This window comes from Mycobacterium sp. G7A2, assembly GCF_041902445.1.
Taxonomy (GTDB): Bacteria; Actinomycetota; Actinomycetes; order Mycobacteriales; family Mycobacteriaceae; genus Mycobacterium.
Genome location: NZ_CP169251.1, coordinates 2,335,925 through 2,360,230 on the forward strand (window position 1 = coordinate 2,335,925; position 24,306 = coordinate 2,360,230).

General features: G+C 68.7%; 23 protein-coding genes, 1 tRNA gene and 3 pseudogenes. 21 read left to right on the top strand and 6 right to left on the bottom strand.

Annotated elements, in window-relative coordinates; translation table 11 throughout:
• Positions 1–34 precede the first annotated feature (34 nt).
• The 11 genes and pseudogenes from dnaJ (at position 35) to era (ending at position 10,654) form a co-directional block, all read left to right on the top strand.
• Positions 35–1,186: a molecular chaperone DnaJ gene (dnaJ, locus tag ACEWX3_RS11280; RefSeq protein WP_221358550.1), complete on the top strand. Its 1,152-nt coding sequence runs from the start codon at positions 35–37 to the stop codon at positions 1,184–1,186.
• Between the two features lie 5 nt (positions 1,187–1,191).
• Complete coding sequence (locus tag ACEWX3_RS11285) at positions 1,192–1,944, top strand: 16S rRNA (uracil(1498)-N(3))-methyltransferase (protein WP_374159451.1); 753 nt, start codon at positions 1,192–1,194, stop codon at positions 1,942–1,944.
• An 82-nt stretch (positions 1,945–2,026) separates the two neighbouring features.
• Entirely contained in the window at positions 2,027–2,446 is a 420-nt protein-coding gene (locus ACEWX3_RS11290; protein WP_207064951.1) for an MmpS family transport accessory protein, read from the top strand.
• The gene (locus ACEWX3_RS11295; RefSeq protein WP_374159452.1) at positions 2,446–5,307 is read left to right on the top strand and encodes an RND family transporter; all 2,862 of its coding nucleotides are present in this window, start codon (positions 2,446–2,448) and stop codon (positions 5,305–5,307) included. The genes ACEWX3_RS11290 and ACEWX3_RS11295 overlap by 1 nt, the downstream gene beginning before the upstream one ends.
• A gap of 81 nt (positions 5,308–5,388) precedes the next feature.
• Positions 5,389–6,084, top strand: a pseudogene (locus tag ACEWX3_RS11300) (PhoH family protein); the annotation flags it as partial.
• A 261-nt stretch (positions 6,085–6,345) separates the two neighbouring features.
• Positions 6,346–6,888: pseudogene (locus ACEWX3_RS11305) on the top strand (LAGLIDADG family homing endonuclease); the annotation flags it as partial.
• Between the two features lie 267 nt (positions 6,889–7,155).
• Positions 7,156–7,497: pseudogene (locus ACEWX3_RS11310) on the top strand (PhoH family protein); the annotation flags it as partial.
• A gap of 8 nt (positions 7,498–7,505) precedes the next feature.
• Positions 7,506–8,060 (top strand): rRNA maturation RNase YbeY, encoded by a 555-nt coding sequence (ybeY, locus tag ACEWX3_RS11315; RefSeq protein ID WP_152517764.1) that lies wholly within the window; start codon positions 7,506–7,508, stop codon positions 8,058–8,060.
• Entirely contained in the window at positions 8,057–9,358 is a 1,302-nt protein-coding gene (locus ACEWX3_RS11320; protein WP_221358555.1) for a hemolysin family protein, read from the top strand. Before ybeY ends, ACEWX3_RS11320 begins: the two co-directional genes overlap by 4 nt.
• Positions 9,355–9,672 (top strand): cytidine deaminase, encoded by a 318-nt coding sequence (locus tag ACEWX3_RS11325; RefSeq protein WP_152517762.1) that lies wholly within the window; start codon positions 9,355–9,357, stop codon positions 9,670–9,672. The genes ACEWX3_RS11320 and ACEWX3_RS11325 overlap by 4 nt, the downstream gene beginning before the upstream one ends.
• Positions 9,673–9,745: 73 nt before the next feature.
• Positions 9,746–10,654, top strand: a complete 909-nt coding sequence (gene era / locus ACEWX3_RS11330; RefSeq protein WP_207064955.1) for a GTPase Era — start codon at positions 9,746–9,748, stop codon at positions 10,652–10,654.
• On the opposite strand, the gene ACEWX3_RS11335 is transcribed toward era, so the two are convergent.
• Positions 10,651–11,127 (bottom strand): CAP domain-containing protein, encoded by a 477-nt coding sequence (locus ACEWX3_RS11335; protein ID WP_374159839.1) that lies wholly within the window; start codon positions 11,125–11,127, stop codon positions 10,651–10,653. The genes era and ACEWX3_RS11335 overlap by 4 nt on opposite strands.
• A 22-nt stretch (positions 11,128–11,149) precedes the next feature.
• On the bottom strand, positions 11,150–12,673 hold the full coding sequence (locus ACEWX3_RS11340) for an amidase (RefSeq protein WP_374159453.1): 1,524 nt from the start codon (positions 12,671–12,673) through the stop codon (positions 11,150–11,152).
• A gap of 63 nt (positions 12,674–12,736) precedes the next feature.
• Between ACEWX3_RS11340 and recO the strand changes: the two genes are divergently transcribed.
• From recO to ACEWX3_RS11355, 3 genes are all read left to right on the top strand, one after another.
• Positions 12,737–13,573 carry a DNA repair protein RecO gene (gene recO / locus ACEWX3_RS11345; RefSeq protein ID WP_207064960.1) on the top strand — a complete coding sequence of 279 codons (837 nt, stop codon included), beginning with the start codon at positions 12,737–12,739 and terminating at the stop codon, positions 13,571–13,573.
• Positions 13,506–14,405, top strand: a complete 900-nt coding sequence (locus ACEWX3_RS11350) for a decaprenyl diphosphate synthase (RefSeq protein WP_374159454.1) — start codon at positions 13,506–13,508, stop codon at positions 14,403–14,405. Before recO ends, ACEWX3_RS11350 begins: the two co-directional genes overlap by 68 nt.
• 110 nt (positions 14,406–14,515) lie before the next feature.
• The gene (locus ACEWX3_RS11355) at positions 14,516–14,932 is read left to right on the top strand and encodes a hypothetical protein (protein ID WP_207064964.1); all 417 of its coding nucleotides are present in this window, start codon (positions 14,516–14,518) and stop codon (positions 14,930–14,932) included.
• A 70-nt stretch (positions 14,933–15,002) separates the two neighbouring features.
• On the opposite strand, the gene ACEWX3_RS11360 is transcribed toward ACEWX3_RS11355, so the two are convergent.
• Both ACEWX3_RS11360 and ACEWX3_RS11365 read right to left on the bottom strand, forming a co-directional pair.
• Positions 15,003–15,407, bottom strand: coding sequence for a Fur family transcriptional regulator (locus ACEWX3_RS11360; RefSeq protein ID WP_207064962.1), 405 nt, complete (start codon positions 15,405–15,407; stop codon positions 15,003–15,005).
• Entirely contained in the window at positions 15,404–15,769 is a 366-nt protein-coding gene (locus tag ACEWX3_RS11365; RefSeq protein WP_152517755.1) for a metalloregulator ArsR/SmtB family transcription factor, read from the bottom strand. The genes ACEWX3_RS11360 and ACEWX3_RS11365 overlap by 4 nt, the downstream gene beginning before the upstream one ends.
• A gap of 84 nt (positions 15,770–15,853) precedes the next feature.
• Here ACEWX3_RS11365 and ACEWX3_RS11370 point away from each other — a divergent pair, with 84 nt between their 5' ends.
• Positions 15,854–17,245 carry a glycine--tRNA ligase gene (locus ACEWX3_RS11370; RefSeq protein WP_207086033.1) on the top strand — a complete coding sequence of 464 codons (1,392 nt, stop codon included), beginning with the start codon at positions 15,854–15,856 and terminating at the stop codon, positions 17,243–17,245.
• Between the two features lie 115 nt (positions 17,246–17,360).
• Here ACEWX3_RS11370 and ACEWX3_RS11375 read toward each other — a convergent pair whose 3' ends face one another.
• Complete coding sequence (locus ACEWX3_RS11375; protein ID WP_374159455.1) at positions 17,361–19,358, bottom strand: TPM domain-containing protein; 1,998 nt, start codon at positions 19,356–19,358, stop codon at positions 17,361–17,363.
• Between the two features lie 70 nt (positions 19,359–19,428).
• On the opposite strand from ACEWX3_RS11375, the gene ACEWX3_RS11380 reads away from it, so the two are divergent.
• The 3 genes from ACEWX3_RS11380 to ACEWX3_RS11390 are packed head-to-tail and all read left to right on the top strand — an operon-like array spanning position 19,429 to position 23,045.
• Positions 19,429–20,703: a deoxyguanosinetriphosphate triphosphohydrolase gene (locus tag ACEWX3_RS11380; protein WP_374159456.1), complete on the top strand. Its 1,275-nt coding sequence runs from the start codon at positions 19,429–19,431 to the stop codon at positions 20,701–20,703.
• Between the two features lie 43 nt (positions 20,704–20,746).
• A complete protein-coding gene (gene dnaG, locus ACEWX3_RS11385) occupies positions 20,747–22,687 on the top strand; it encodes a DNA primase (protein WP_374159840.1) in 1,941 nt (646 codons plus the stop codon).
• Between the two features lie 16 nt (positions 22,688–22,703).
• Positions 22,704–23,045 carry a hypothetical protein gene (locus ACEWX3_RS11390; protein WP_373889068.1) on the top strand — a complete coding sequence of 114 codons (342 nt, stop codon included), beginning with the start codon at positions 22,704–22,706 and terminating at the stop codon, positions 23,043–23,045.
• Here the strand turns inward: ACEWX3_RS11390 and ACEWX3_RS11395 are convergent.
• Entirely contained in the window at positions 23,042–23,296 is a 255-nt protein-coding gene (locus tag ACEWX3_RS11395; protein ID WP_374159457.1) for a hypothetical protein, read from the bottom strand. The two genes, ACEWX3_RS11390 and ACEWX3_RS11395, sit on opposite strands and share 4 nt — an antisense overlap.
• A gap of 151 nt (positions 23,297–23,447) precedes the next feature.
• On the opposite strand from ACEWX3_RS11395, the gene ACEWX3_RS11400 reads away from it, so the two are divergent.
• The 3 genes from ACEWX3_RS11400 to ACEWX3_RS11410 all read left to right on the top strand — a co-directional run bounded on the left by ACEWX3_RS11400 (position 23,448) and on the right by ACEWX3_RS11410 (position 24,299).
• Positions 23,448–23,523, top strand: a tRNA-Asn gene (locus tag ACEWX3_RS11400).
• 201 nt (positions 23,524–23,724) lie between these two features.
• Complete coding sequence (locus ACEWX3_RS11405; RefSeq protein WP_207067246.1) at positions 23,725–23,961, top strand: hypothetical protein; 237 nt, start codon at positions 23,725–23,727, stop codon at positions 23,959–23,961.
• Positions 23,962–24,062: 101 nt separating this feature from the next.
• Positions 24,063–24,299 carry a hypothetical protein gene (locus tag ACEWX3_RS11410; protein ID WP_207067245.1) on the top strand — a complete coding sequence of 79 codons (237 nt, stop codon included), beginning with the start codon at positions 24,063–24,065 and terminating at the stop codon, positions 24,297–24,299.
• Positions 24,300–24,306: the final 7 nt, after the last annotated feature.

A 24,306-nucleotide genomic window follows, 5' to 3' on the forward strand; every position in this document is an offset into this window, starting at 1 on the left:
GTAGCGTCGAGTCAACGGGTGGGAAGGTACAAGCGTGGCACGCGACTATTACGGGCTGCTCGGAGTGAGCCAGGGTGCGAGCGACTCCGAGATCAAGCGCGCCTACCGCAAGCTGGCGCGTGAACTGCACCCCGACGTCAACCCCGACGAGGGTGCCCAGGCCCGCTTCCAGGAGATCAGCGCCGCCTACGAGGTGCTCAGCGATCCCGAGAAGCGGCGCATCGTCGACATGGGCGGTGATCCACTGGCCTCGGCCGCGGGTGGCGGCGCCGGTGGTTTCTCCGGCTTCGGCGGCCTGGGCGATGTGTTCGAGGCGTTCTTCGGCGGCGGCACCGCCGGGCGTGGTCCGGTGGGCCGCGTCCGGCCGGGCTCGGATTCGCTGCTGCGGATGCGGCTGACCCTCGACGAGTGCGCGACCGGGATCTCCAAGCAGGTGACGGTCGACACCGCGGTGCTGTGCGACCTGTGTCACGGCAAGGGCACCCACGGCAACTCGACCCCGGTCACCTGCGATACCTGCGGTGGACGCGGGGAGATCCAGACCGTGCAGCGCTCGCTGCTCGGGCAGGTCATGACGTCCCGGCCGTGCCCGGTGTGCGGCGGCGTCGGCGAGGTCATCCCCGATCCGTGCAACCGGTGCGCCGGCGACGGTCGCGTGCGTGCCCGCCGCGAGATCACCGTCAAGATCCCCGCCGGAGTCGGCGACGGCATGCGGGTGCGGTTGGCCTCGCAGGGCGAGGTCGGTCCGGGCGGCGGACCTGCCGGCGATCTGTACGTCGAGGTCCACGAGAGCCCGCATGACGTGTTCGTGCGCGACGGCGACGACCTGCACTGCACCATCTCGGTGCCGATGGTCGACGCCGCGCTGGGCACCAGTGTGACCGTCGACGCCATCCTGGACGGTCCGGTGGAGATCGCCGTCGCCGCGGGTACGCAGCCCGGCGCGGTCACCACGCTGCGCGGCCACGGCATGCCGCACCTGCGTTCCGGGGTGCGCGGCGACCTGCATGCGCACATCGACGTCGTGGTGCCCTCGCGTCTCGACCATGAGGACGTCGAACTGCTGCGCGCCCTGCAGGAACGCAGCCGCGACACCGCCGAGGTGCGCTCGGCCAAGGCGAACAACTCGTCGCACGGCGCCGGCGGTCTGTTCTCGCGGCTGCGTGAGACGTTCACCGGCCGCTAGCGGCAGTGCGCAGTCTGTTCTACGTCGACGCCGTACCCGGCGTCGGTGACGTTGTCGTCGTCGACGGCGACGAGGGCTTCCACGCCGCCAACGTGCGCCGCACCCGCCGGGGGGAGCAACTCGACCTCAGCGACGGCGCGGGCACCGTGGCGCACTGCGAGGTCACCGAGGTCGCCAAGGGTCGGCTGAGCGCGCAGGTGTTGGACCGCCGCGTCGTGGCGCCGCCGTCACCGACCGTCACCGTCGCGCAGGCGCTGCCCAAATCGGACCGTTCCGAACTCGCGATCGAGCTGGCCACCGAAGCCGGTGCCGACGCGTTCGTGGCCTGGCAGGCCGCGCGCTGCGTCGCGCGCTGGGACGGGGCCGCCCGCGTCGACAAAGGCCTGCGCAGGTGGCAGGCGGTGGCGCGGGCCGCATCGCGGCAGTCCCGCCGCCCGCACATCCCGACCGTCGACGGCGTCGTCACGACGGCCGAGCTGGCCGCCGGGGCCGGCCCCACCACGCTGGTGCTGCACGAGTCGGCCACCACCTCGCTGACCGATCTGCCGCTGGCCGAAGCGGCGTCGCTGACCCTGGTGGTCGGTCCGGAGGGCGGCGTCGCCGAGGAGGAACTCGCCGCGCTGACCGAGGCGGGTGCCCTCGCCGTGCGGTTGGGGCCGACCGTGTTGCGGACGTCGACGGCGGCGGCGGTGGCGCTGGGCGCGCTGGGGGTGCTGACCTCGCGGTGGGACGGGGGTAGCTCACCGCCCTCCGGCTAGATAGGTTAGCCTTCCCTTCTGAGCTGATCTGTATCTCGAGGGCCGTGGGCCAGCAGAGAAGGGACCCCCGATTCTCACCCGTTTGACCCGAGCGTGGCTGCCGCTCGTCCTGGTGATCGTGCTCGTCGTCAGCGGCTTCGCCGTCTGGCGGCTACGGAACATGTTCGCGGCCAACCCGCTGCCGACCTACAGCGGAAGCATGACCGAGGACGGCAACTCCTCCGATCCGAAGATCGTGCGCTACGAGGTCTGGGGAGAGCCGGGCGCGGTCGCCGACATCAACTACGTCGACGCCGAAGGCGATCCCAACCAGATCGTCGGTGCCGCTCTGCCGTGGTCGATCGACGTCGAGACCGACTCGCCGGCGATGTCGGGAAACGTCGTGGCGCAGGGCGACGGTGACTTCATCGGATGCCGGATCACCGCCGACGGAGAGGTCAAGGACGAACGCACCATCACCAACGTCAGCGCCTACATCTACTGCTTCACGAAGGCGGCGTGATGAACGCTGCAGGCAACCGCAGCGAAGAGCTGCGCCGGCCGAGGTTCCTCGCGCGGTGGATCCGGCGGCTGGCCGTGCCCATCATCCTCGGTTGGACGCTGCTGCTCGTGGCGCTGAACGTGCTGGTGCCCCAGCTGGAGGTCGTCGCCGCGAAGAACTCGGTCTCGATGAGCCCGAGCAATGCGCCGTCGATGCAGGCCATGTCCGACATGGGCCGGCTGTTCGAGGAGTCCGAGTCGGATTCGGTCGCGTTGATCGTGCTGGAGAGCGAGAACGAGCAGCCCCTCGGTGACGACGCCCACGGCTACTACGACCAGCTGATCGACAAGCTGGAGGCGGCACCCGAGCATGTCCGCAACATTCAGGACACCTGGGGTGACCCGCTGACCGAGGCCGCGGCGCAGAGCTCCGACGGCCGCGCGGCGTACGCGACGCTGAACCTCGCCGGCAACATGGGCGAGGCCGAGTCCAACGAGGCCGTTGCGGCCGTGCGGGACATCGTCGCCAATTCACCGCCCCCGCCCGGCGTGCGGGTGCACGTCACCGGGCCCGCGCCGATGACCGCCGACGTCAACATCGCCGGCGAGAGCAGCATGGCGCTGGTGCTGCTGGTCACCTTCTGCGTGATCATCGTGCTGCTGCTGTTCTTCTACCGCTCCATCGCCACCGTCCTGCTCCTGCTCGTGGTGGTCCTCGTCCAGCTCGGTCTGGCACGAAGCGTCGTCGCGGCAATGGCGCACTACGAGCTCATCGGGCTGTCGACGTACGCGACGAATCTGCTGATCTCGCTGGCCGTGGCAGCGGGCACCGACTACGCGATCTTCCTGGTCGGGCGCTACCAGGAAGCCCGAACCGCCGGCGCCACCCACGAAGAGGCGTACTACGAGATGTTCCACGGCACGGCACCCGTCGTGCTGGGTTCGGGTCTGACCATCGCCGGCGCGATGTTCTGCCTGTCGTTCACGCGCATGCCCTACTTCCAGAGCATGGGTGTGCCGTGCGGGGTGGGCACGCTGGCCGGTATGGCCGTCGCGCTCACCCTCGGCCCGGCGATCGTGACCGTGGGCAGCCGGTTCAATCTGCTCGAACCCAAGCGCGCCATGCGGATCCGCGCCTGGCGTCGCGTCGGCACCATGGTGGTCCGCTGGCCCGGACCCATCCTCGTCGCGTCGCTGGCGCTGTCGTTCATCGGGCTGGCTGCGCTGCCCGGCTATCAGACCAGCTACGACGACACCCGCTACGTCCCGGACTCGATTCCGGCGAACGCCGGACTGCAGGCCGCCACCGAGCACTTCTCGCTGTCCCGGATGAGCCCGGAGGTCCTGCTCGTCGAGGCGGACCACGACCTGCGTAACCCCACAGATTTCCTGGTGTTGGACCGTCTCGCGAAACGCGTGTTCGGTGTCGAGGGGGTCGCGCGGGTTCAGGCGCCGACCCGCCCGGACGGCGCCCCGATCGAGAACACCTCGATCCCGTTCCTGATCAGCATGCAGGGCGTCGGCCAGCAGCAGAACATGAAGCTGATGCAGGACCGCATGGAGGACATGCGCAGCCAGGCCGACGAGCTGGCCCGCACGATCGGGACGATGCGCACCATGTACGGCCTGATGACGCAGTTGTCGAACGTCACCACGGTGATGATCGACGACTTCAACGACATGCAGCAGACGGTGCATCAGATCCGCGACATGATCGCCAACTTCGACGACCAGTTCCGCCCCATCCGGAATTACTTCTACTGGGAACCGCACTGCTACAACATCCCGATGTGCTGGACTTTCCGGTCGCTGTTCGACTCGATGGACGGCATCAGCACCATGACCGACTCGTTCGACAAGGCGCTGGTGAACATGGAGACCATGCGGTCACTGCTGCCGCAGATGCTGGCCACGTTCCCGCCGATGATCGAAACCATGGAGAGCATGCGGCACATGATGCTCACCACCTACGCCACCATGGGCGGGTTCTACGACCAGATGGACGAGATGAGCCAGAACTCCACGGCGATGGGGAAGTCGTTCGACGCGGCCAACAACGACGACTCGTTCTATCTGCCACCGGAGGTGTTCGAGAACAAGGACTTCCAGCAGGCGATGGAGAGCTTCTTCTCACCCGACGGCAAAACCGTGCGGCTGTTGGTCTCCCACCGCGGCGACCCGACCTCACCCGAGGCGCTCGCGCGGGTCGAACCGATCAAGATCGCCGCGATCGAGGCGCTCAAGGGCACGCCGCTGGAGGACGCGAAGATCCAGCTCGGCGGCACCGCGGCGACGTTCAAGGACATGTCCGACGGGTCCCGCTACGACATGATGATCGCGATCCTCGCCGCGCTGACCCTGGTCCTCATGGTCATGCTGCTGCTGACCCGCAGCCTGGTCGCCTCGCTGGTCATCGTCGGCACCGTGATCCTGTCGCTGGGGGCGTCGTTCGGCGTCTCGGTGTTGATCTGGCAGCACATCATCGGCATCGAACTGCACTGGATGGTGCTGGTGATGTCCATCATCGCGCTCATCGCCGTCGGATCCGACTACAACCTGCTGCTGGTGTCGCGGTTCAAGGAGGAGATCGGCGCCGGGATCAAGACCGGCATCATCCGCTCGATCGGGGGCACCGGCAGCGTGGTCACGCTGGCGGGCGTGGTGTTCGCCCTCACGATGGCCTCCATGGTCGTCAGCGACCTGCGGGTGATCGCGCAGGTCGGCACCACGATCGGGCTCGGATTGCTGTTCGACACCTTCGTGGTGCGGGCGTTCATGATGCCGGCGATCGCGACGCTGCTGGGCCGCTGGTTCTGGTGGCCACAGGTGGTGCGCAACCGGCCGCTTCGCACGCCCGCGGGCTCGACGGCAGGGCGCCGGTAATACGCATTGGGTGGTGACGGGGCACGGCGCTAAACTGGGCTGACCCGACCCAGAACCCAGGAAGCAGGCAGAAAACTCCACGTGACGCCCCGCGAGACGAACGCCGCCTCGGAGTCAGTCCGGAGCAGCATGACAGTTCCGCCCGATCTGGTCATGGGCCTGCTGGGGTCCTCCGACGAAAACCTGCGTGCTCTCGAGCGGCTGCTGGCCGCCGACATCCATGTCCGCGGCAACGCCGTCTCGCTGGCCGGTGAGCCCGCCGACGTCGCGCTGGCCGAGCGGGTGATCTCCGAACTCGTCGAGGTCGTCGGCAGCGGGCAGCGGCTGACGCCCGACGCCGTCGCGCACAGCGTCGCGATGCTGACCGGCGCCGCCGAAGCCTCCCCGGCCGAAGTGCTGACCCTGGACATCTTGTCGCGCCGCGGCAAGACCATCCGGCCCAAGACGCTGAACCAGAAGCACTACGTCGATGCGATCGACGCCCACACCATCGTGTTCGGCATCGGCCCGGCCGGCACCGGCAAGACGTATCTCGCGATGGCCAAGGCTGTCAGCGCGTTGCAGACCAAACAGGTCAGCCGGATCATCCTGACCCGGCCCGCGGTCGAAGCCGGTGAACGTCTGGGCTTTCTGCCCGGCACACTGAGCGAGAAGATCGACCCGTACCTGCGGCCGCTCTACGACGCCCTGCACGACATGATGGATCCCGAGCTGATCCCGAAGCTGATGGGTGCCGGGGTGATCGAGGTGGCGCCGCTGGCGTACATGCGTGGCCGAGCGCAGCCATTGTCCACTCGCGTGTTGACACCCAGGGGCTTCAGGGCGATCGGGGACCTGAAGGTAGGGGATGCAGTCATCGGCTCCGACGGCCGACCAACCGAGGTTTTGGGCATCTACCTGCAAGGATTCAAAGAAATTTATCGGGTGCATACCCAGGACGGTGCCTCGACACTTGCTTCGGGCGACCACCTTTGGGCAGTGCAGACCAGGGACGGAAAGCGTCGCGGTAAGCCGATGCGAGTGCTGGAGACGAAGGAGATGATCGGCAACCTCAGGGCGGCGCATTATCACCGCTACGAGCTGCCGCTGTTGAGTGCTCCAGTCGCTTTCGAGCCCGAACCAGTGCCGATCGATCCCTACGCATTGGGGTTGTTGTTGGGCGACGGGTGCCTATCGCTGAGCACCTCGCCCAGCTTTGCGACTACCGATCCTGAACTCGCGGAGGCGCTGCAGCGGCTCGTACCCGGCATCATCGTGCGGCGGAAGTCAGAAATCGACTACGTTCTGGTCGGTCGCGGTGGACGAGGCGGGCGATCCAAGAATCCGCTGACGGAAGGTCTACGTCGGCTGTCGTTGGCAGGGACGAAGTCGGATGACAAGTTCGTGCCGTTCGAGTATCTCGCCAATGCGCCAGAGGTGCGGCTTGCCGTTCTGCAAGGGCTGTTGGACAGCGACGGCGGGCCGGTGACGCAGGAAAACCGCACCTGCCGCATCCAGTTCGGAACGGCGTCCCTCCAGCTTGCCGAGGATGTGACATTCCTGGTTCGCTCGCTGGGGGGCGTGGTCTACCGCCGCACGCGAAAGGCACTGGGACGTAAGCCCGGGCTGGCCCGCGGGCGCGAGGTGCACCACATCGCGGATGCACACATGCTCGACATTCGCCTCCCCGAAGGCGTTGTTCCGTTCCGCCTGCCGCGCAAGCTTGCCAAGTACGATGCCACCGGTGGTGGCAGACCGATGCGCTTCATCGATCGGATCGAGCCGGTTGGCACAGAGGAAGCCGTCTGCATCCGCGTCGCGGCAGCAGATTCGCTGTATGTCACCGAAGATTTCTTGCTGACCCACAACACCCTGAACGATGCGTTCATCATCCTCGACGAAGCGCAGAACACCACCGCCGAGCAGATGAAGATGTTCCTGACCCGGCTCGGTTTCGGCTCGAAAATCGTTGTGACAGGCGATATCACGCAGGTCGACCTGCCCGGTGGGGCAGCGTCGGGATTGCGTGCGGCGATGCGCATCCTCGACGGCATCGACGATATCCACTTCGCCGAGCTCACCAGCGCCGACGTGGTCCGGCACCGACTGGTCTCGGAGATCGTCGACGCCTACGCGCGCTCCGAGGAACCGACCCTGATGAACCGGGCCCAACGCCGGGCGTCGGGCCCGACCGGTCGGCCGAGGCGGTAGCGCGCACGATGAGCATTGAGGTGTCCAACGAATCGGGCATCGACGTTTCCGAAGAGGAACTGATCAGCGTCGCCCGATTCGTGATCCGCAAGATGGACGTCAACCCTGCCGCGGAGCTGTCGATGGTGCTGCTCGACAGCGCGGCGATGGCCGACCTGCACATGCGCTGGATGGACCTGCCCGGCCCGACCGACGTGATGAGCTTTCCGATGGACGAACTCGAGCCCGGTGGACGTCCCGACGCGCCGGAACCCGGGCCGGCCATGCTCGGCGACATCGTGCTTTGCCCGGAGTTCGCCGGCAAGCAGGCCGCCGACCAGGGACATTCGCTGGGCCAGGAACTGGCCCTGCTCACCGTGCACGGAGTGCTGCATCTGCTCGGGTACGACCACGCCGAACCGGACGAGGAAAAAGAGATGTTCGCGCTGCAGCGTGAGCTGCTCGAGGAATGGGTGGCCGAACAGGTGCAGGCCTATCACCTGGACCGCCAGACCGAGAAGGACCGCAGGCTGCTCGACAAGTCCCGCTATTTCGATGACATCGTCGAACGCGACCAGCTGTGAGCGGCCTGGGACAACTCATCGGCGCCATCGTGCTGGTCGCCTTCGGCGGACTGTTCGCCGCCACCGACGCGGCGCTGAGCACGGTGTCGATGGCGCGCGTCGAAGAGCTGGTGCGCGACGAGCGACCGGGCGCGGTGCGGCTGATGCGGGTGATGGGCGAACGACCCCGGTTCATCAACCTCATCGTGCTGTTGCGCATCGCCTGCGAAGTCAGTGCCACGGTGCTGCTCGCCGCCTACCTCGACGGCCACCTCGGGGTGACCTGGGGCCTGGTCGCCGCCGCGGCGATCATGGTGGTGGTCAGCTTCGTCGTCATCGGCGTCGGCCCCCGCACCGTCGGCAGGCAGAACGCCTACACCATCGCGTTGGTGACGGCGCTTCCCCTGCAGGCTTTCTCGGTGCTGCTGCTGCCGCTGAGTCGCCTGCTGGTGTTGATCGGCAACGCCGTCACTCCCGGACGCGGTTTCCGCAACGGCCCGTTCGCCTCGGAGATCGAACTGCGTGAGGTCGTCGACCTGGCCCAGCAGCGCGGCGTGGTCGCCGACGACGAACGCCGGATGATCCAGTCGGTCTTCGAACTCGGCGACACCCCGGCGCGTGAGGTCATGGTGCCCCGCACCGAGATGGTGTGGATCGAAAGTGACAAGACCGCCGGTCAAGCCACCTCCCTGGCGGTCCGCAGCGGGCACTCCCGCATCCCGGTGATCGGGGAGAACGTCGACGACATCGTCGGCGTCGTCTATCTCAAGGACCTTGTGCAGCGGACGTACTACTCGACCCGCGGTGGCCGCGACACCTCGGTGGCCGAGGTCATGCGCGCACCGGTCTTCGTGCCCGACTCCAAGCCACTCGACGAACTGCTGCGCGAGATGCAGCGCGACCGAAACCACATGGCGCTGCTGGTCGACGAATACGGCGCGATCGCCGGGCTCGTGACCATCGAAGACGTGCTCGAGGAGATCGTCGGGGAGATCGCCGACGAGTACGACACCGACGAGGTCGCTCCCATCGAGGAGCTCGGCGACAACCAGTACCGGGTGTCGTCGCGGCTGTCCATCGAGGACCTCGGTGAGCTCTACGACGTCGACTTCGACGACGACCTCGACGTCGACACCGTCGGCGGCCTGCTGGCGCTCGAGCTGGGCCGGGTGCCCCTGCCCGGTGCGGAGGTGAACTGGGACGGGTTGCTCCTGCGCGCCGAAGGCGGCCCGGACCCGCGCGGCCGGGTCCGCATCGGCACGGTGCTGGTCAGCAGGGTCGAGCCCGAACCCGAGGACGACGAACAGGACAGCGAATGAGTGAGCTCGACGCCGAGGACGCCAAGTTGGTGGTGCTCGCCCGTGGCGCGATGGCCCGGGCGGAGGCGACCAGCGGGGCCGCGGTGCGCGACCTCGACGGCCGCACGTATGCGGGAGCGCCTGTCGGGCTGGCGGCGCTGCCGCTGACCGCACTGCAGGCCGCGCTCGCCGCGGCGGTGTCCAGCGGCGCGACCGGCCTGGAGGCCGCCGTGCTCGTCGGAGGTGGGGCCGACGATCCCGGTGTGGCCGCGGTGCGGGAGATGGCCCCTGCGGCTGCGGTGATCGTCACCGACCGGGCGGGCCAGCCGCTGTGACGATCACGAGTGTGCATCCGGTGCGAGAAATCGGCGCCGGCAGCATCGACGTTTCACACTCGGCGGGCCGGCGATGAGCGAATTCCGTTCCGGCTTCGTCTGTTTCGTCGGCAGGCCGAACACCGGCAAGTCCACCCTGACCAATGCCCTGGTCGGCAGCAAGGTCGCGATCACCTCCAACCGCCCGCAGACCACCCGCCACACCATCCGCGGCATCGTGCACCGCGACGATTTCCAGATCGTGCTGGTCGACACACCGGGTCTGCACCGGCCCCGGACACTGCTCGGTCAGCGGCTCAACGACCTGGTCAAGGACACCTATTCCGAGGTGGACGTGATCGGACTGTGCATCCCCGCCGACGAGAAGATCGGCCCCGGAGACCGATGGATCTACGAACAGATCCGGGCGGTGGCGCCGAGAACGACGGTGATCGCGATCGTCACCAAGATCGACAAGGTGTCCAAGGACAGGGTCGCCGAACAGTTGATGGCTGTGGCCGACCTGGTCGGGCCCGACAGCGAGATCGTGCCGGTGTCGGCGACCTCGGGTGCTCAGCTCGACGTGCTCGTCGACGTCCTGGTGGCGCAGCTTCCGCCCGGCCCGGCGTTCTACCCCGACGGTGAGCTGACCGACGAGCCCGAAGAAGTACTGATGGCCGAGCTGATCCGCGAGGCCGCACTCGAGGGTGTGCGCGACGAGCTACCACATTCGCTGGCCGTGGTCATCGACGAGGTCGAGCAGCGGCCCGGCCGCCCCGAGGACGACCCGTTGATCGACGTGTACGCCATCCTCTACGTCGAGCGGGAGTCGCAGAAGGGCATCGTGATCGGCAAAGGCGGGGCGAGGTTACGCGAGGTCGGCACCGCCGCGCGCACCCAGATCGAGAAACTGTTGGGCACCAAGGTGTTCCTCGACCTGCGGGTCAAGATCGCCAAGAACTGGCAGCGCGACCCGAAACAGTTGGGCCGCCTCGGGTTCTAGCCGGGCTGGCCGTAGACCGCGACGACGACGGTGCGGTCCAGGCTGTTCTCCGACCACACCCCGATCTGGGTGTTGGCGCAGTTCGACATGATCGCCATGTAGTCGGGCCGGTAGTACCACTGGTTGAGGATCTCGATCCCACTGATCGCCAGCGCCGGGTTGATCGCCACCGTCTCGGCGACCGTGCCGACGAAGCCCGCGTTGTTGGCGCGGTCCTGCGGCGTGGAGCCGTCGGAACCGATGTCGCCGTTGAGGGCCCGGTTGTTGAGGACATCCCTGGTGTGCCACTCCGCGGCCAGCTGCAGCTGCGGATTGATCTGGATGTCGGTCTCGCAGTCGTTGTGCTGCTGGATCGTGTAGACGTTGACCACGACGCTCTCGTTGAGGCGCCGGTTGTCGGCCTGGGCGGCGGGCGCCACGACGGTGGGAACGGCGACGGCGCACGCGAACGCCGCCGCGGCAGGCAGTACCACGCGACCGGTCACGGTCGGGACATTACGCGACGACGCCCGCCACCGAGTCGGGAGCGGCAAGATTCGTGGTGTCCGGGGCCGGCTCCGGCGGGGCGATCCGGGTGTCCCACCAGTTCCGCGGCTGGTGGGTCGCCCAGCCGTTGAGCGCTTCCAGCGCCGCGGCCAGCGATACCAGCAGCGGCTCGCTGTTGGCCGGCCCCATCAGCTGCACACCGATGGGCAGACCGTCGGAGGTGAACCCGGCGGGCACGCTGATCGACGGCCAACCCAGCAGGTTCCACGGCCACGTCGCCGGGCAGGCCCGGATCATCGCGCGGTCGGTGGCCAGGCCGGAGAGCCCGTCGAAGCTGTGCACCTGCGGGGGCGGCAGCGCGGTCGTCGGCGCGATCACGACGTCGGCCAGGTTGAAGATCCAGCCGACCCGACGCTGCGTGGCCGTCTCGTTGGCGCGCGCCTTGCGCAGGATGTGCTCGGAGAGCAACCGGCCGACCCTGGCGTTGGCGCGGGTGCGTTCATCCAGTTCGACGCGGTGTCCCAGCCGATCGATCCACTGGGGGATGCCGGACGTCGACCGGGCCAGGAAATTCCATGACATGCGCAGGTCGTAGTCGGGGTCGGCGGAGGTCACGGTGTGCCCGAGCTGTTCGAGCTGGCCGGCGACGTTGTCGAGGGCTTCACGGATCTCGGGGTGCAGGCGGGGACGGAACACCGCGTAGGCGAACTTGGTCGAGATGGCCACCCGCAACGGTCCGGGCGCCTGGGACACGAAATCCGACACGGTCACCGGCGGCGGGGTGTGCAGATCGCCGGGGGCGTTGCCGGCGACAGCGTCGAGCACCAGGGCGGCGTCGGCCACCGTGCGAGCCAGCACTCCGTTGACGGTGATGCCGTTGAACGCCTCGGGCAGCGGCCAGGTCGAGATGCGCCCGCGCTGCGGCTTGATGCCGACCAGATGCGTCCAGGCGGCCGGAATGCGCACGCTGCCGGCGCCGTCGGAGCCGATCGCCGCGGCGACCAGGCCCGCGGCCACCGCGGCGGCGCTACCGCCCGACGAGCCGCCCGGGGTGTGCTCGCGCGACCACGGGTTACGGGTGTGCCCGAACGCCGGCCCGCTGGTGAACGGCCACTGGCCGAGCTCACAGGTGTTGGTCTTGCCGACGATCACCGCTCCCGCGGCGCGCAGCCGACGCACCATCTCGGCGTCGGTGTCGGCGGGGTGGACGGTGCCCTGCGCCCCGAAGCGGGTGGGCACGCCCGCGACGTCGACGTCGTCCTTGACCGCGATCGGGACGCCCAGCAGGGGACGATCAGCGGTGTCACGGCCCGAGGCGCGCAGCCGGTCGGCAGCCGCGGCGTCGGCGAGTGCCTGGTCGGTGAGCACCACCCGGAACGCGTTGAGGGTGGACTGGCTGGCCTGGATTGCCTCCAGCGACCTGCGGACCAGGTCGACGGACGTCACGGTGCCGTTGGCGAGCTGGTAGAGCTGCTCGCCGAGGGTGGGAAAGCGGTCCCCGGGCCGGTCTCGAGGGGGAGGAACGTCAGGCATCACCTACGAGGGTATCGGCGCTGCGAAGCACATTTCGTCCCCCGGCAGTGGGAGACTGGGCCGATGCGTCTGTACCGGGACCGGGCGGTGGTGTTACGCCAGCACAAGCTCGGCGAAGCCGACCGCATCGTGACCCTGCTCACGCGTGACCACGGGCTGGTGCGGGCCGTCGCCAAGGGGGTGCGGCGTACCCGCAGCAAGTTCGGCGCGCGGCTGGAACCTTTCGCGCACATCGACGTTCAGCTGCATCCGGGGCGCAACCTGGACATCGTCACCCAGGTGGCCGCCATCGACGCGTTCGCCTCCGACATCGTCAGCGATTACGGCCGCTACACCTGTGCGTGCGCGATGCTGGAGACCGCCGAGCGGCTCGCCGGTGAGGAGCGGGCCCCGGCGCCGGCGTTGCACAGACTCACCGTCGCCGCGTTGCGGGCGGTGGCCGACGGCAGCCGCCCGCGCGAGCTGCTGCTCGACGCCTACCTGCTGCGGGCGATGGGAATCGCCGGATGGGCGCCGGCATTGACCGACTGCGCCCGCTGTGCCGCACCGGGGCCGCACCGCGCCTTCCACGTGGCGGCCGGCGGCAGTGTGTGCGTGCACTGCCGGCCCTCCGGATCCGCCACCCCACCCCAGGCGGTGCTGGACCTGATGGCCGCGCTCTACGAGGGTGACTGGGAGCACGCGCAGACGTCGTCGGGGTCGCATCGCAGCCAGGCCAGCGGTCTGGTGGCGGCGCACCTGCAGTGGCACCTGGAACGGCAACTGCGGACGCTACCCCTCGTCGAGCGGGTGGATCGGAGCGCCGTGGCGGGCATCAGGCAGGATGTGGCGCATGGCAACGGAACGCGCCGGGCGGCGGAAGGGTCAGACCAGCTACCCTCAGCTGCCCCCGGCGCCTGACGATTATCCGATGTTCCCGGACACCTCGACGTGGCCGGTGGTGTTTCCGGATCTGCCACCCCACACCAACGGCAGATTCTCGCGTCCGCCCCAGCACACGTCCAAGGCCGCCGCGCCGCAGATCCCGGCCGGCCAGGTGCCCAACCACGTCGCGGTGGTGATGGACGGCAACGGGCGGTGGGCCACCCAGCGCGGCCTGCACCGCACCGAAGGCCACAAGATGGGTGAGGCGGTGCTCATCGACATCACCTGCGGGGCCATCGAGATCGGTATCAAACACCTGACGGTGTACGCGTTCTCCACCGAGAACTGGAAGCGCAGCACCGAGGAGGTGCGCTTCCTGATGGGCTTCAACCGGGAGGTGGTGCGTCGGCGTCGGGAGAACCTGAACGCGATGGGCGTCAACATGCGCTGGGTGGGTTCGCGCCCTCGGATGTGGCGCAGCGTCATCAAGGAGTTCGACATCGCCGAGGAGATGACCATCGGCAACGACGTCATCACGATCAACTACTGCGTCAACTATGGCGGGCGCACCGAGATCGTCGAGGCGACCCGTGCGCTGGCGCAGGAGGCGGTCGACGGCAAAGTCAAGCCGAGCCGGATCAGCGAAGCCATGTTCGCCAAGCATCTGCACCGGTCCGACATTCCCGACGTGGATCTGTTCATCCGGACCTCGGGGGAGCAGCGGGCCAGCAACTTCCTGTTGTGGCAGGCCGCCTACGCCGAGTACGTCTTCCAGGACAAGCTGTGGCCCGACTACGACCGCCGCGACCTGTGGGCGGCCTGCGAGGAATACGTCAACCGCAACCGCCGCTTCGGCAGGGCCGAATGATGTGCCTGAGCGGCAGAGCCGAATGATGTGCCTGAGCGGCAGGGCCGAATGATGTGCCTGAGCGGCAGGGCCGAATGATGTGCCTGAGCGGGCGGGCCTGAATGGAGCGCATGGAGCTGTCGGAGCGGCTGGAGGTCGCGCTCACCGAGATCCTGCCGGTGCAGCGCGAGGACGACGGCGCGCTGACGGTGCGTCACGACGAGACGTTCGCCTCGTTGCGGGTGGTCACCATCGCCGAGGGACTCGAGATGGTGTCGCTGACCCAGGTGCTGGCGTGGGATCTGCCGCTCAATGCGAAGATCCGTGCCGCGGTCGCCAAGCATGCCCACGACACGCTGCTGGGCACGGTTTCGCTGGTCGAGAAGATCGGCGCCGCGAAGACCGGGTCCGGTTCGGCCAAGAAAACCGGTGACGTGCTGCTGCGGTACAACTTCCCGGCCGGCGGGTTGAGCGACGACGCGCTGCGCACCCTGGTGATGATGGTGCTCGCCACCGGCGCGGACGTGCGTCGTGCGCTGGTCATCTGATGACCGGGCCGTGTCTGCCGACGGGGCCTCGGTTGTCCGACGACCGGCCCTAGTTGTCTGACGACCGGTCCTAGTTGTCTGACGGCAGGGCGCCGCAGCGGCTGCACAGCCCGAAGATCTCCACGGTGTGGGTGACCTCGGTGAACCCGTGCTTACGGGCGACCTCGGCGGCCCACTTCTCCACCTGGCTGCCCTGAATCTCGACTGTGCTGCCGCAGGCCCGGCAGACCAGGTGGTGGTGATGATGATCCGAGCAGAGCCGGTAGACCGATTCGCCGGTGTCGGTGCGCAGCGTGTCGACCGTGCCGGTGGCTGCCATCTGCTGCAGCGTCCGGTAGACGGTGGTCAGGCCGATGCCTTCGCCCCGCTTGCGGAGTTCGTCGTGCAGTTCCTGCGCCGAGCGGAAATCGTCCAGATTTTCCAGCAGCGCCGAGATGGCGGCACGTTGGCGGGTCGCACGTACGGCGCCAGTCACTGTTCGACCTCCTCGGCACTGTGGGTCACGGCAGCCACGACGATATCGGCCAGATGATGGTCCACCAAGCGGTAGAAGACTTCCCGGCCGGATCGCTCGCCGTCGACGACCCCGGCCGCCTTGAGGATCCGCAGATGCTGGCTGACCAGGGGCTGAGGCAGGCCCAGCGCGTCGACCAGTTCGTGTACGCATCGGGCGGCTTCGCGCAGCTGCAGCACGATGGCGATGCGCACCGGCGCGGCCAGGGCTCGCAACAGCTCGCCGGCGGTGTCGAGGACGGCGCGGGGCGGCAGCTCGGGCGGCGGCGCACCTCCGTGGTCGTGTCCGGCGGGCGGGTCAGCCTTAGTGGCAATGATTTCCATTAATGACCACGATACATGCGTGGGAGCGCATGTCAATCGATCTCGGATGAGCGTCGGCCGTCGGCGTCGCTACGCTGTCAACCCGTGGCTCCGTCTTCGATCATCGACACCGTTGCGAATCTGGCCAAGCGCCGTGGACTCGTCTTCCAGTCCGGCGAGATCTATGGCGGCACCAAATCCGCCTGGGACTACGGCCCGTTGGGTGTGGAGCTCAAGGAGAACATCAAGCGGCAGTGGTGGCGCGCGGTCGTCACCGGCCGTGACGACGTCGTCGGCCTGGACAGCGCGATCATCCTGCCCCGCGAGGTCTGGGTGGCCTCGGGCCACGTCGAGGTGTTCAACGATCCGCTGGTGGAATGCCTGAACTGCCACAAGCGCCACCGGCAGGATCACATGCAGGAGGCGTACGCCGAGAAGAAGGGCTTGTCGGACCCGGACTCGGTGGCGATGACCGACATCGTGTGTCCGGACTGTGGCACCAAAGGCCAGTGGACCGAGCCACGCGACTTCAACATGATGCTGAAGACCTACCTGGGCCCGATCGAGACCGAGGAGGGGCTGCACTATCTGCGTCCCGAGACCGCGCAGGGCATCTTCGTCAACTTCGCCAACGTCGTGACGACCGCGCGCAAGAAGCCGCCGTTCGGCATCGGCCAGATCGGCAAGAGCTTCCGCAACGAGATCACCCCGGGCAACTTCATCTTCCGCACCCGCGAGTTCGAGCAGATGGAGATGGAGTTCTTCGTCGAACCCGCGACCGCGCCCGAGTGGCATCAGTACTGGATCGACACCCGGCTGCAGTGGTACGTCGACCTCGGCATCAACCGCGACAACCTGCGCCTCTACGAGCACCCGAAGGAGAAGCTGTCGCACTACTCCGATCGCACCGTCGACATCGAGTACAAGTTCGGCTTCGCGGGCAGCCCCTGGGGTGAGCTGGAGGGGGTGGCCAACCGCACCGACTTCGACTTGTCCACGCACGCCAAGCATTCCGGTGCGGACCTGTCGTTCTACGATCAAGCCACCGAGACGAGGTTCGTGCCGTACGTCATCGAACCCGCAGCCGGGTTGACCCGCTCGCTGATGGCGTTCCTGATCGACGCCTACACCGAGGACGAGGCTCCCAACGCCAAAGGCGGTGTCGACAAGCGCACCGTGCTGCGCCTGGATCCGCGGTTGGCGCCGGTCAAGGCTGCGGTGCTGCCGCTGTCACGCAACGCCGACCTGTCGCCCAAGGCTCGCGACCTGGCCGCCGAGCTGCGCACGTCGTGGAATGTGGAGTTCGACGACGCGGGGGCGATCGGGCGCCGCTACCGCCGCCAGGACGAGATCGGCACGCCGTACTGCGTCACGCTGGACTTCGACTCCCTCGAGGACCACGCCGTGACCATCCGCGAGCGGGACGCGATGACCCAGGAGCGGGTGGCGATCAGCGAGGTCTCCGACTACCTGGCCGTCCGCCTCAAAGGCTGCTGAGACCGCGAGATTGCTGCCAGGGTCGCCGATCCGCCGCGGCGACAGCCCTGGGTGCAATGTCGGTGGGTGGGCGAGCGGCGCAACCCGGCATTTCTCGCGACGGAACGCCCAGGGGTCAGAAGCGGCCACCGCCGCCGCTGAAGCCCCCGCCGCCGCCCCCGCCACCGAAACCGCCGCCGCCGAAGCCTCCGCCGAAGCCGCCGCCGCCGAAGCCGCCGCGCAGCGCGCCGGAGAGCAGGTTGCCGATGAGGATGCCGCCGATCACCGCGCCGGTCTGGCCGCCTCCACCGCCGCGTCCGTACGGACCGCCGAAGTGTTGCTGCGCCGCAGTGACGTCGGCGTTGGCCAGCGACTGCGCCTGCGCCGCCAACCTGGCCGCGCCGTTGGCGTGCGCAATGGCCTCGCTCAGGTTGGTGTCGCGCTTGTCCTGCGCCGCCTGCAGCAGACGCACCGCCTCGGCCAACCGGGTCCGGGCCTCGGGGCCGATGGCACCGCGGCGGGTGTCGATGTAGTCCGACACCCCGCGGACCCGCGACTGGGCGTTGAACAGCGCCTGGTCGAAGGTGCGGCTGAGACGCTCGGTCGTCTCACGTTGCTCCGCGACCTCCTCGAGCAGGCGGTCCAGCTCGGCGTCGGCCTGGGTCAGCCGGGTGAAGGCACCCAGCGGGTCGGCGTTGCCGTCACTCTGGGCGTGCGAGACCGCCTGTACCGCAGCGTCTCTGGCATCGCTCAGTTCGGTGGCGACCGCGACGTTGCCCTGTGCCAGCTGGGCGCCGGCCTGGTTGATCCCACTCTGCACGTCGGCGATGAGGGCCGGCAGGCCGGTCACGGCGCGATTGATGTCCGTCGACGCGCTGTCCACCGCGTCCAGGAGCATACGAGCCTGGCCGAGCGCGGCTTCGGCGGCGTGGATGGCGTCGACCAGCCCGCCCTGCCGGTCGGCGGGTCGCGCCACCAGCTCGCGCGCGGTGGTGATGTTCTGGTCGGCGAACGCCAGGCGCTCCCTGGCCTCGTCGACGTTGTCGGCCACCGAGACCAGCGCGGACTCGGCGAACTGCGTGCTGAGCTGACCCAGCGTCTGTTCCGCTGGGGCGGTCCGCGCCGTAAGGTCGACCATCTGCCGGGTCATGATGTCCAGCCGAGTCGGTGCGTTGATCACCAGGTCACGCATCTGGGCGAACGCCTCACGCTGGGCTTCGAGCTCCCGGTCGGCCTTGGCGGCGGCGACGATGACGCGGGTGAGCAGATCACGACGCTGCGCCGGGGTCTCGGGTACCGCGTCGTCGAGGATGTGCCGGACGTTGAGCGCCTGGGCCAGCGTGGTGCGCGCGTTGGTCACCGCGCGGGTGAACGGCTCGGTGTCCCGCTCGCCGAATTCCTCGACGGCCAGGGTCAACTCGCCTTCGCTGGTACGCACCTCGTTGTCGACGTCGACGACGATCTTGCGGGACAGATCGTCGAGCGCGTCGAGGGGCACCGCGGCCAGCGCGGCGGGATCCGCCGGGTCGACCCGCTGCGCCGCGGCGAATTCGGCCTCCCGCCGTTGGCGCCGCCGGCGACGCTGCCACAGCACGAGGATCGCCAGTGCCAGCCCGATCACCGCCAGAGCGACGAGTACCCCGACCCAGCTGACCGAGCCCCCACCGCCGGAACCACCACCGGCCAGGCCCTCGGCTGCGGCGACCGCGGCGCCGGCCCAGTCCCCGGTGCGCAGCAGCGGCTCGACGTCGTCGCGGCGGATCTGGTCGACGTCGACACCGCGCACCGCGTCGGTGGGCGCGAGCAAGGCGTAGGCGCGGTCGACCGTCGCCACCGCCAGAATCGCGTCCTGGCTGCCCAGATCGCTGCGGCGGTACGTGGTTTGCGCCCACGACTGGGCGTCCTGGCCGGAGAAGTCCTCGACGAACACCACCCACAGCCGGATGCGCTTGTCGTTGTAGAGCCGGTCGATCGCCTGCTGCACCTCGCTCTGTCCTGCGGCGTCCAGCACTCCGGCGTTGTCGGTCAGATACGTCGGCAGCCGGAACGGCGGTTCGGCCACGGCGGCCGGGGAGGTGAGCAGAGCGGTGAGCAGACCGACGAGCAGCACGGTCAGCAGGCGGGCGAGACGCATGGGGCCAATCTAGTGCCGCCGACACCTCAGCAGCGATGACAAGGTCAATGGCCTGGCAGACTGTCCGGCGGTGGCTACAGATCTGTCTCGCCGGGACGCCCGGGACCCTTACGTCGAGTTCGACCATCAGCGGCTGGTGGTCGAGCGGCCCAAGGGTGCCGCGCTGCCGGGTACCGACACCGAGCACCGCACCGATTTCGCCCGGGACCGGGCCCGGGTGCTGCACTCGGCCGCGTTTCGGCGCCTGGCGGACAAGACCCAGGTGGTCGGCCCCCGGCAGAGTGAGACGCCGCGCACCCGGCTCACCCACTCATTGGAGGTCGCGCAGATCGGCCGGGGTATGGCGGTCGGGTTGGGTGCCGACCCCGACCTGGTCGACCTGGCCGGGCTGGCACACGACATCGGTCACCCGCCCTACGGGCACAACGGTGAGCGGGCGCTCAACGAGATCGCCGAGATCTGCGGCGGTTTCGAGGGCAATGCGCAGAACTTTCGCATCCTGACCCGGCTGGAGCCGAAAGTCCTTGACAGCGAAGAACGCAGCGCGGGGCTGAACCTGACCAGGGCCGCGCTGGACGCGGTGACGAAGTACCCCTGGTACCGGCCTGTCGAGGGTGGGAAGTTCGGGTTCTACGCCGACGACGCCGAGGTCGCGGCCTGGGTGCGCGGCGACGCGCCGGATCGCAGGCCGTGCCTGGAGGCCCAGATCATGGACTGGGCCGACGACGTGGCCTACTCGGTGCACGACGTCGAGGACGGGGTGATCTCCGGGCGTATCGATCTCCGGGTGCTGGCCGACGACGACGCGGTCGGCGCGCTGGGCCGGCTCGGGCAGTCCCACGGCATGGGCGGCGGTCTGGCCGCCGCCGACCTCGTGGAGGCCGCCGAGCGCCTGTCGCGACTGCCGGCGGTGGCCGCGGTCGGCAAGTACGACGGCACGCTGGCGGCCTCGGTTGCGTTGAAGACGCTGACCAGCGAGCTGGTCGGCAGATTCGCGTCCTCGGCCATCGCGGCGACCCGCAACGTCGCCGGCGCGGGTCGGCTGGTGCGCTACCACGCCGACCTGGAGGTACCGACCGTGGTGCGCGCCGAGGTGGCGGTGCTGAAGATCCTGGCGCTGCAGTTCATCATGTCCGATCCCCGGCATCTCGATCTGCAGGCCCGTCAGCGGGATCGGATCGCCGCGGCGGTGCAGTTCGTGCTGTCCGGGGCGCCGGCAACCCTGGATCCGTTGTTCGCCCCCGACTACCACGCCGCCGCCGACGACGCCGGCCGGTTGCGGGTGGTGATCGACCAGGTCGCGTCGTTCACCGAAGGGCGCCTGGAACGGCTGGAACCCGCGTAGTCACACCCGCGCGGACCTCTAGACTGGCCGGGTGGCGGGCGACGTGACTCGGAATCGGGGCAGGATCCCCGACCGCGACATCGCCGCCATCCGTGAGCGGGTCAACATCGAGGACGTGGTCGGCGACTACGTGCAGTTGCGCCGGGCCGGCGCCGATTCACTCAAGGGGTTGTGCCCCTTCCACGACGAGAAGTCGCCGTCGTTCCACGTCCGGCCCAACCACGGGCACTTCCACTGCTTCGGGTGCGGTGAGGGCGGCGACGTGTACGCGTTCCTCCAGAAGATCGAACACGTCACGTTCGTCGAGGCCGTCGAGCTGCTCGCCGACCGCGTCGGCTACACCGTCACCTACTCGGGCGGCTCGACCACCAACGTCCAGCGCGACCGGGGCAGCCGCAGCCGGTTGCTGGCCGCCAACGCGGCGGCGCAGGAGTTCTACGCCCAGGCCTTGGCCTCCGAGGAGGCCGCCCCGGCCCGGCAGTACCTGATCGACCGCAACTTCGACGCCGAGGCGGCGGCGCGGTTCGGCTGCGGCTTCGCCCCGTCGGGGTGGGACTCGCTGACCAAGCACCTGCTGCGCAAGGGTTTCGAGTTCAAGGAGCTCGAAGCGGCCGGATTGTCCCGGGAGGGGCGGCGCGGCCCGATGGATCGCTTTCATCGCCGGCTGTTGTGGCCGATCCGGGCGGGCGGCGGCGAGGTCATCGGCTTCGGGGCCCGGCGGATCTTCGACGACGACCCGATGGAAGCCAAGTACGTCAACACCCCCGAGACCGTCCTGTACAAGAAGTCCGCGGTGCTGTTCGGCCTCGATCTGGCCAAACGCGACATCGCCAAGTCCCACCGTGCGGTGGTCGTCGAGGGCTACACCGACGTCATGGCGATGCACCTGTCCGGTGAGACGACGGCCGTCGCCTCCTGCGGCACGGCGTTCGGCGACGGGCACCTGGCGCTGCTGCGGCGGTTGATGATGGACGACAACTGGTACCGCGGCGAGCTGATCTTCGTCTTCGACGGCGACTCGGCCGGACAGGCCGCCGCGCTCAAGGCGTTCGACGGCGACCAGCAGGTGGCGGGCAAGTCGTTCGTCGCGATCGCCGCCGACGGTATGGACCCCTGTGACCTGCGTCTGAAGACCGGCGACCACGCGTTGCGCGATCTGGTGGCGCGCCGCATCCCGATGTTCGAGTTCGCCATCCGCAGTCTGATCCCGTCCGACGACGTCCTGGACGACGACCCGCAGGCGCAGGTCGACGCACTGCGACGCAGCGTGCCGCTGGTCGCTCGGATCAGGGACTACGCGCTGCGCGACGAGTACGCCCGGCGGCTGGCGGGCTGGACGGGATGGCGTGACGAGGGACAGGTGCTGGCTCGGGTGCGCGAGGAGGCCGGAAAGCGCGGTATGCCCGACCGGGCGCGCCGCCGCGGTGCCCCTGCCGAGGACCGTCGCCAGCCGGCGGAGCAGCGCGCACCGGTCGACCCGGCGGCGGCGCGCCCGGACCCCGCTGACCCGACGCTGTGGCCGCAGCGGGAGGCGTTGAAGTCGGCGCTGCAGTATCCGGCGCTGGCCGGGCCGGTGTTCGACTCGCTGGCCGCCGAGAGCTTCACCCACCCGGGTTACGCGACGGTGCGGGCGGCGATCGAGTCCGCCGGCGGCACGTCGTCGGGGATGACCGGCGCCCACTGGATCGAGGTGGTGGGCCAGCAGGTGTCCACGCCGATGGCGGTGAACCTGGTCAGCGAGCTCAGCGTCGAGGCCATCAACGCCGATGACGAGCAGCTGCCGCGCTACATCGGCGGGGTGCTGGCCCGGCTGCAGGAGGTGTGGATCGGCCGTCAGATCGCCGAGGTGAAGTCCAAGTTGCAGCGGATGTCGCCGGTGGAGCAGGGCGATGAGTATCACGCCCTGTTCGGCGACCTGGTGGCGATGGAGGCCTACCGCCGCAGCCTGCTCGAACAGGCCAGCGGTAACGACCTGACTGCATGACAGCGATACCCGGGTTATGGTTGTGGCTGCAATCCGTCGGGGAGAAGGCGAGCTCGTGATGCTGGTGGACACCATTCGGACCAACAAGATGCGGTTGATCGCGGGCGCCTGCGCGGCTGCAGCGGTCGCTGTGCCGCTCTATTCCGCCCTGACCAGCCCCGAAGCCGCCACCGACGTGACCGCCGGCCCCGCCTGCCTGGCCTGGTTCGGCAACAAGGAGGACGGCAACTGCCTGTCCTACTCCAACGGCAGCGGCGTCAGCATCGGCAGCCCGGCGATCGGGTTCGGCGAGGACGGCTTCGGTTTCTCCGTCGGTCCGCTGCTGCCGGGCACCACCATCAGCCAGCCCATCGGCTAGCGCTCCCCGCTTCTTTTCGTCGACTCCGGCCCGATCACCTCGGTGCCGGGGTCGATCGGTGTGAGCTCCACCAACGCCGGGTCGGGTGACACCCGCTCGGCGATCTTGCGTCGCCCCGCTTCGATCACGGATTTGGCGGCCGGGCTGCCGGTGACTGCGCGATACGTGCCTGCGAGCTGCTCGTAGCGCTGTCTGCCGGCCTTGGTGCCCAGCACATAGCCGACAGCCAGAACGGCGACATACCCGATCACAGGGCTCCTCCAGAGGTCTCTCGCGGCACGGTGCGTCGCTGTCCATCCTGCCTCACCGTGGGGGCTGCCCGCCCGTCCGGGAGCGTATTGGCGATGCGCCGCGGGCGTGCGCTAGAGTGCTCTCTGGCCCGCAGCAGTGCGGGCAGGGCAATCCCCTGTAGCTCAATTGGCAGAGCATTCGGCTGTTAACCGAAGGGTTGCTGGTTCGAGTCCAGCCGGGGGAGCCACCTTTATCCCGCCCATCTGCCGGACGGTCCGCCGCAGATCCGGTTCCCCTCGAAGTGCGCTGTGGTGTCGTTGACAATGCGCTGTCGAGGCGACCGGCCGGCGGCGGTGCGGACGTAGGCTCGAAGTGGCCACGCCGATGTGGATAGTCCAGACCTACAACCCCTTTCGCGCCCGCGCGACGAACGGAATGTGAACTCTCCATGAAAATCAAGCTCATTGGCGCCGCGGTGGGGTCGGTCGCGCTGCTCATCGGCGTGGGTGTCGACGTCGCGCATGCCGGCACCTATCCCGCCGGAGGTACCTATCACGACGGCGGGGTGGGGAGCACCGTCGAGCCGCAACCGGATCCGACGACGCTGGCCACCGCGTCGTTCGCTCCGGCGATCACCGCCGAAGCCCCTTGTGGCGCAGTGATTTGGGGTGGCGGCTGCGGCTGAGGTGCACCCCGTCCGTCTCCGGGTCTCGCCGCGAAGTCTGCCCACGCCGACGTTACGCTGAGCCCGCACGGTGACGCGGAATCGAAGGGGACGCGAGGACGATGCGGTTCAAGAGAAGTGCTGCATTGATCGGAGGTTTGGCGGTCGCCTGCGCGCTCGGGGCGAGCATCGCTCAGGCCGGCACCTACCCGAGGGACAGCACGTATGAGATCGGTGGGGCGGGGGAGACCCTCAAGCCCGGCGGTTCGGAATTGCACCTGGACAAGTCGTCGTTCTCTCCGGAGGTCATCGCGATCCCGCCGTGCGGCGCCGAACCCTGGAGCGGCGGCTGCGGCTGACGGCTCC

Bases quoted from the DNA above. Each gene is read 5' to 3' on its own strand.
- ACEWX3_RS11295 (WP_374159452.1), top strand. From the start codon at position 2,446: ATGAACGCTGCAGGCAACCGCAGCGAAGAGCTGCGCCGGCCGAGGTTC.
- ybeY (WP_152517764.1), top strand. From the start codon at position 7,506: ATGAGCATTGAGGTGTCCAACGAATCGGGCATCGACGTTTCCGAAGAG.
- ACEWX3_RS11325 (WP_152517762.1), top strand. From the start codon at position 9,355: ATGAGTGAGCTCGACGCCGAGGACGCCAAGTTGGTGGTGCTCGCCCGT.
- era (WP_207064955.1), top strand. From the start codon at position 9,746: ATGAGCGAATTCCGTTCCGGCTTCGTCTGTTTCGTCGGCAGGCCGAAC.
- ACEWX3_RS11340 (WP_374159453.1), bottom strand. From the start codon at position 12,673: ATGCCTGACGTTCCTCCCCCTCGAGACCGGCCCGGGGACCGCTTTCCC.
- recO (WP_207064960.1), top strand. From the start codon at position 12,737: ATGCGTCTGTACCGGGACCGGGCGGTGGTGTTACGCCAGCACAAGCTC.
- ACEWX3_RS11350 (WP_374159454.1), top strand. From the start codon at position 13,506: ATGGCAACGGAACGCGCCGGGCGGCGGAAGGGTCAGACCAGCTACCCT.
- ACEWX3_RS11355 (WP_207064964.1), top strand. From the start codon at position 14,516: ATGGAGCTGTCGGAGCGGCTGGAGGTCGCGCTCACCGAGATCCTGCCG.
- ACEWX3_RS11365 (WP_152517755.1), bottom strand. From the start codon at position 15,769: ATGGAAATCATTGCCACTAAGGCTGACCCGCCCGCCGGACACGACCAC.
- ACEWX3_RS11375 (WP_374159455.1), bottom strand. From the start codon at position 19,358: ATGCGTCTCGCCCGCCTGCTGACCGTGCTGCTCGTCGGTCTGCTCACC.
- ACEWX3_RS11390 (WP_373889068.1), top strand. From the start codon at position 22,704: ATGGTTGTGGCTGCAATCCGTCGGGGAGAAGGCGAGCTCGTGATGCTG.
- ACEWX3_RS11405 (WP_207067246.1), top strand. From the start codon at position 23,725: ATGAAAATCAAGCTCATTGGCGCCGCGGTGGGGTCGGTCGCGCTGCTC.
- ACEWX3_RS11410 (WP_207067245.1), top strand. From the start codon at position 24,063: ATGCGGTTCAAGAGAAGTGCTGCATTGATCGGAGGTTTGGCGGTCGCC.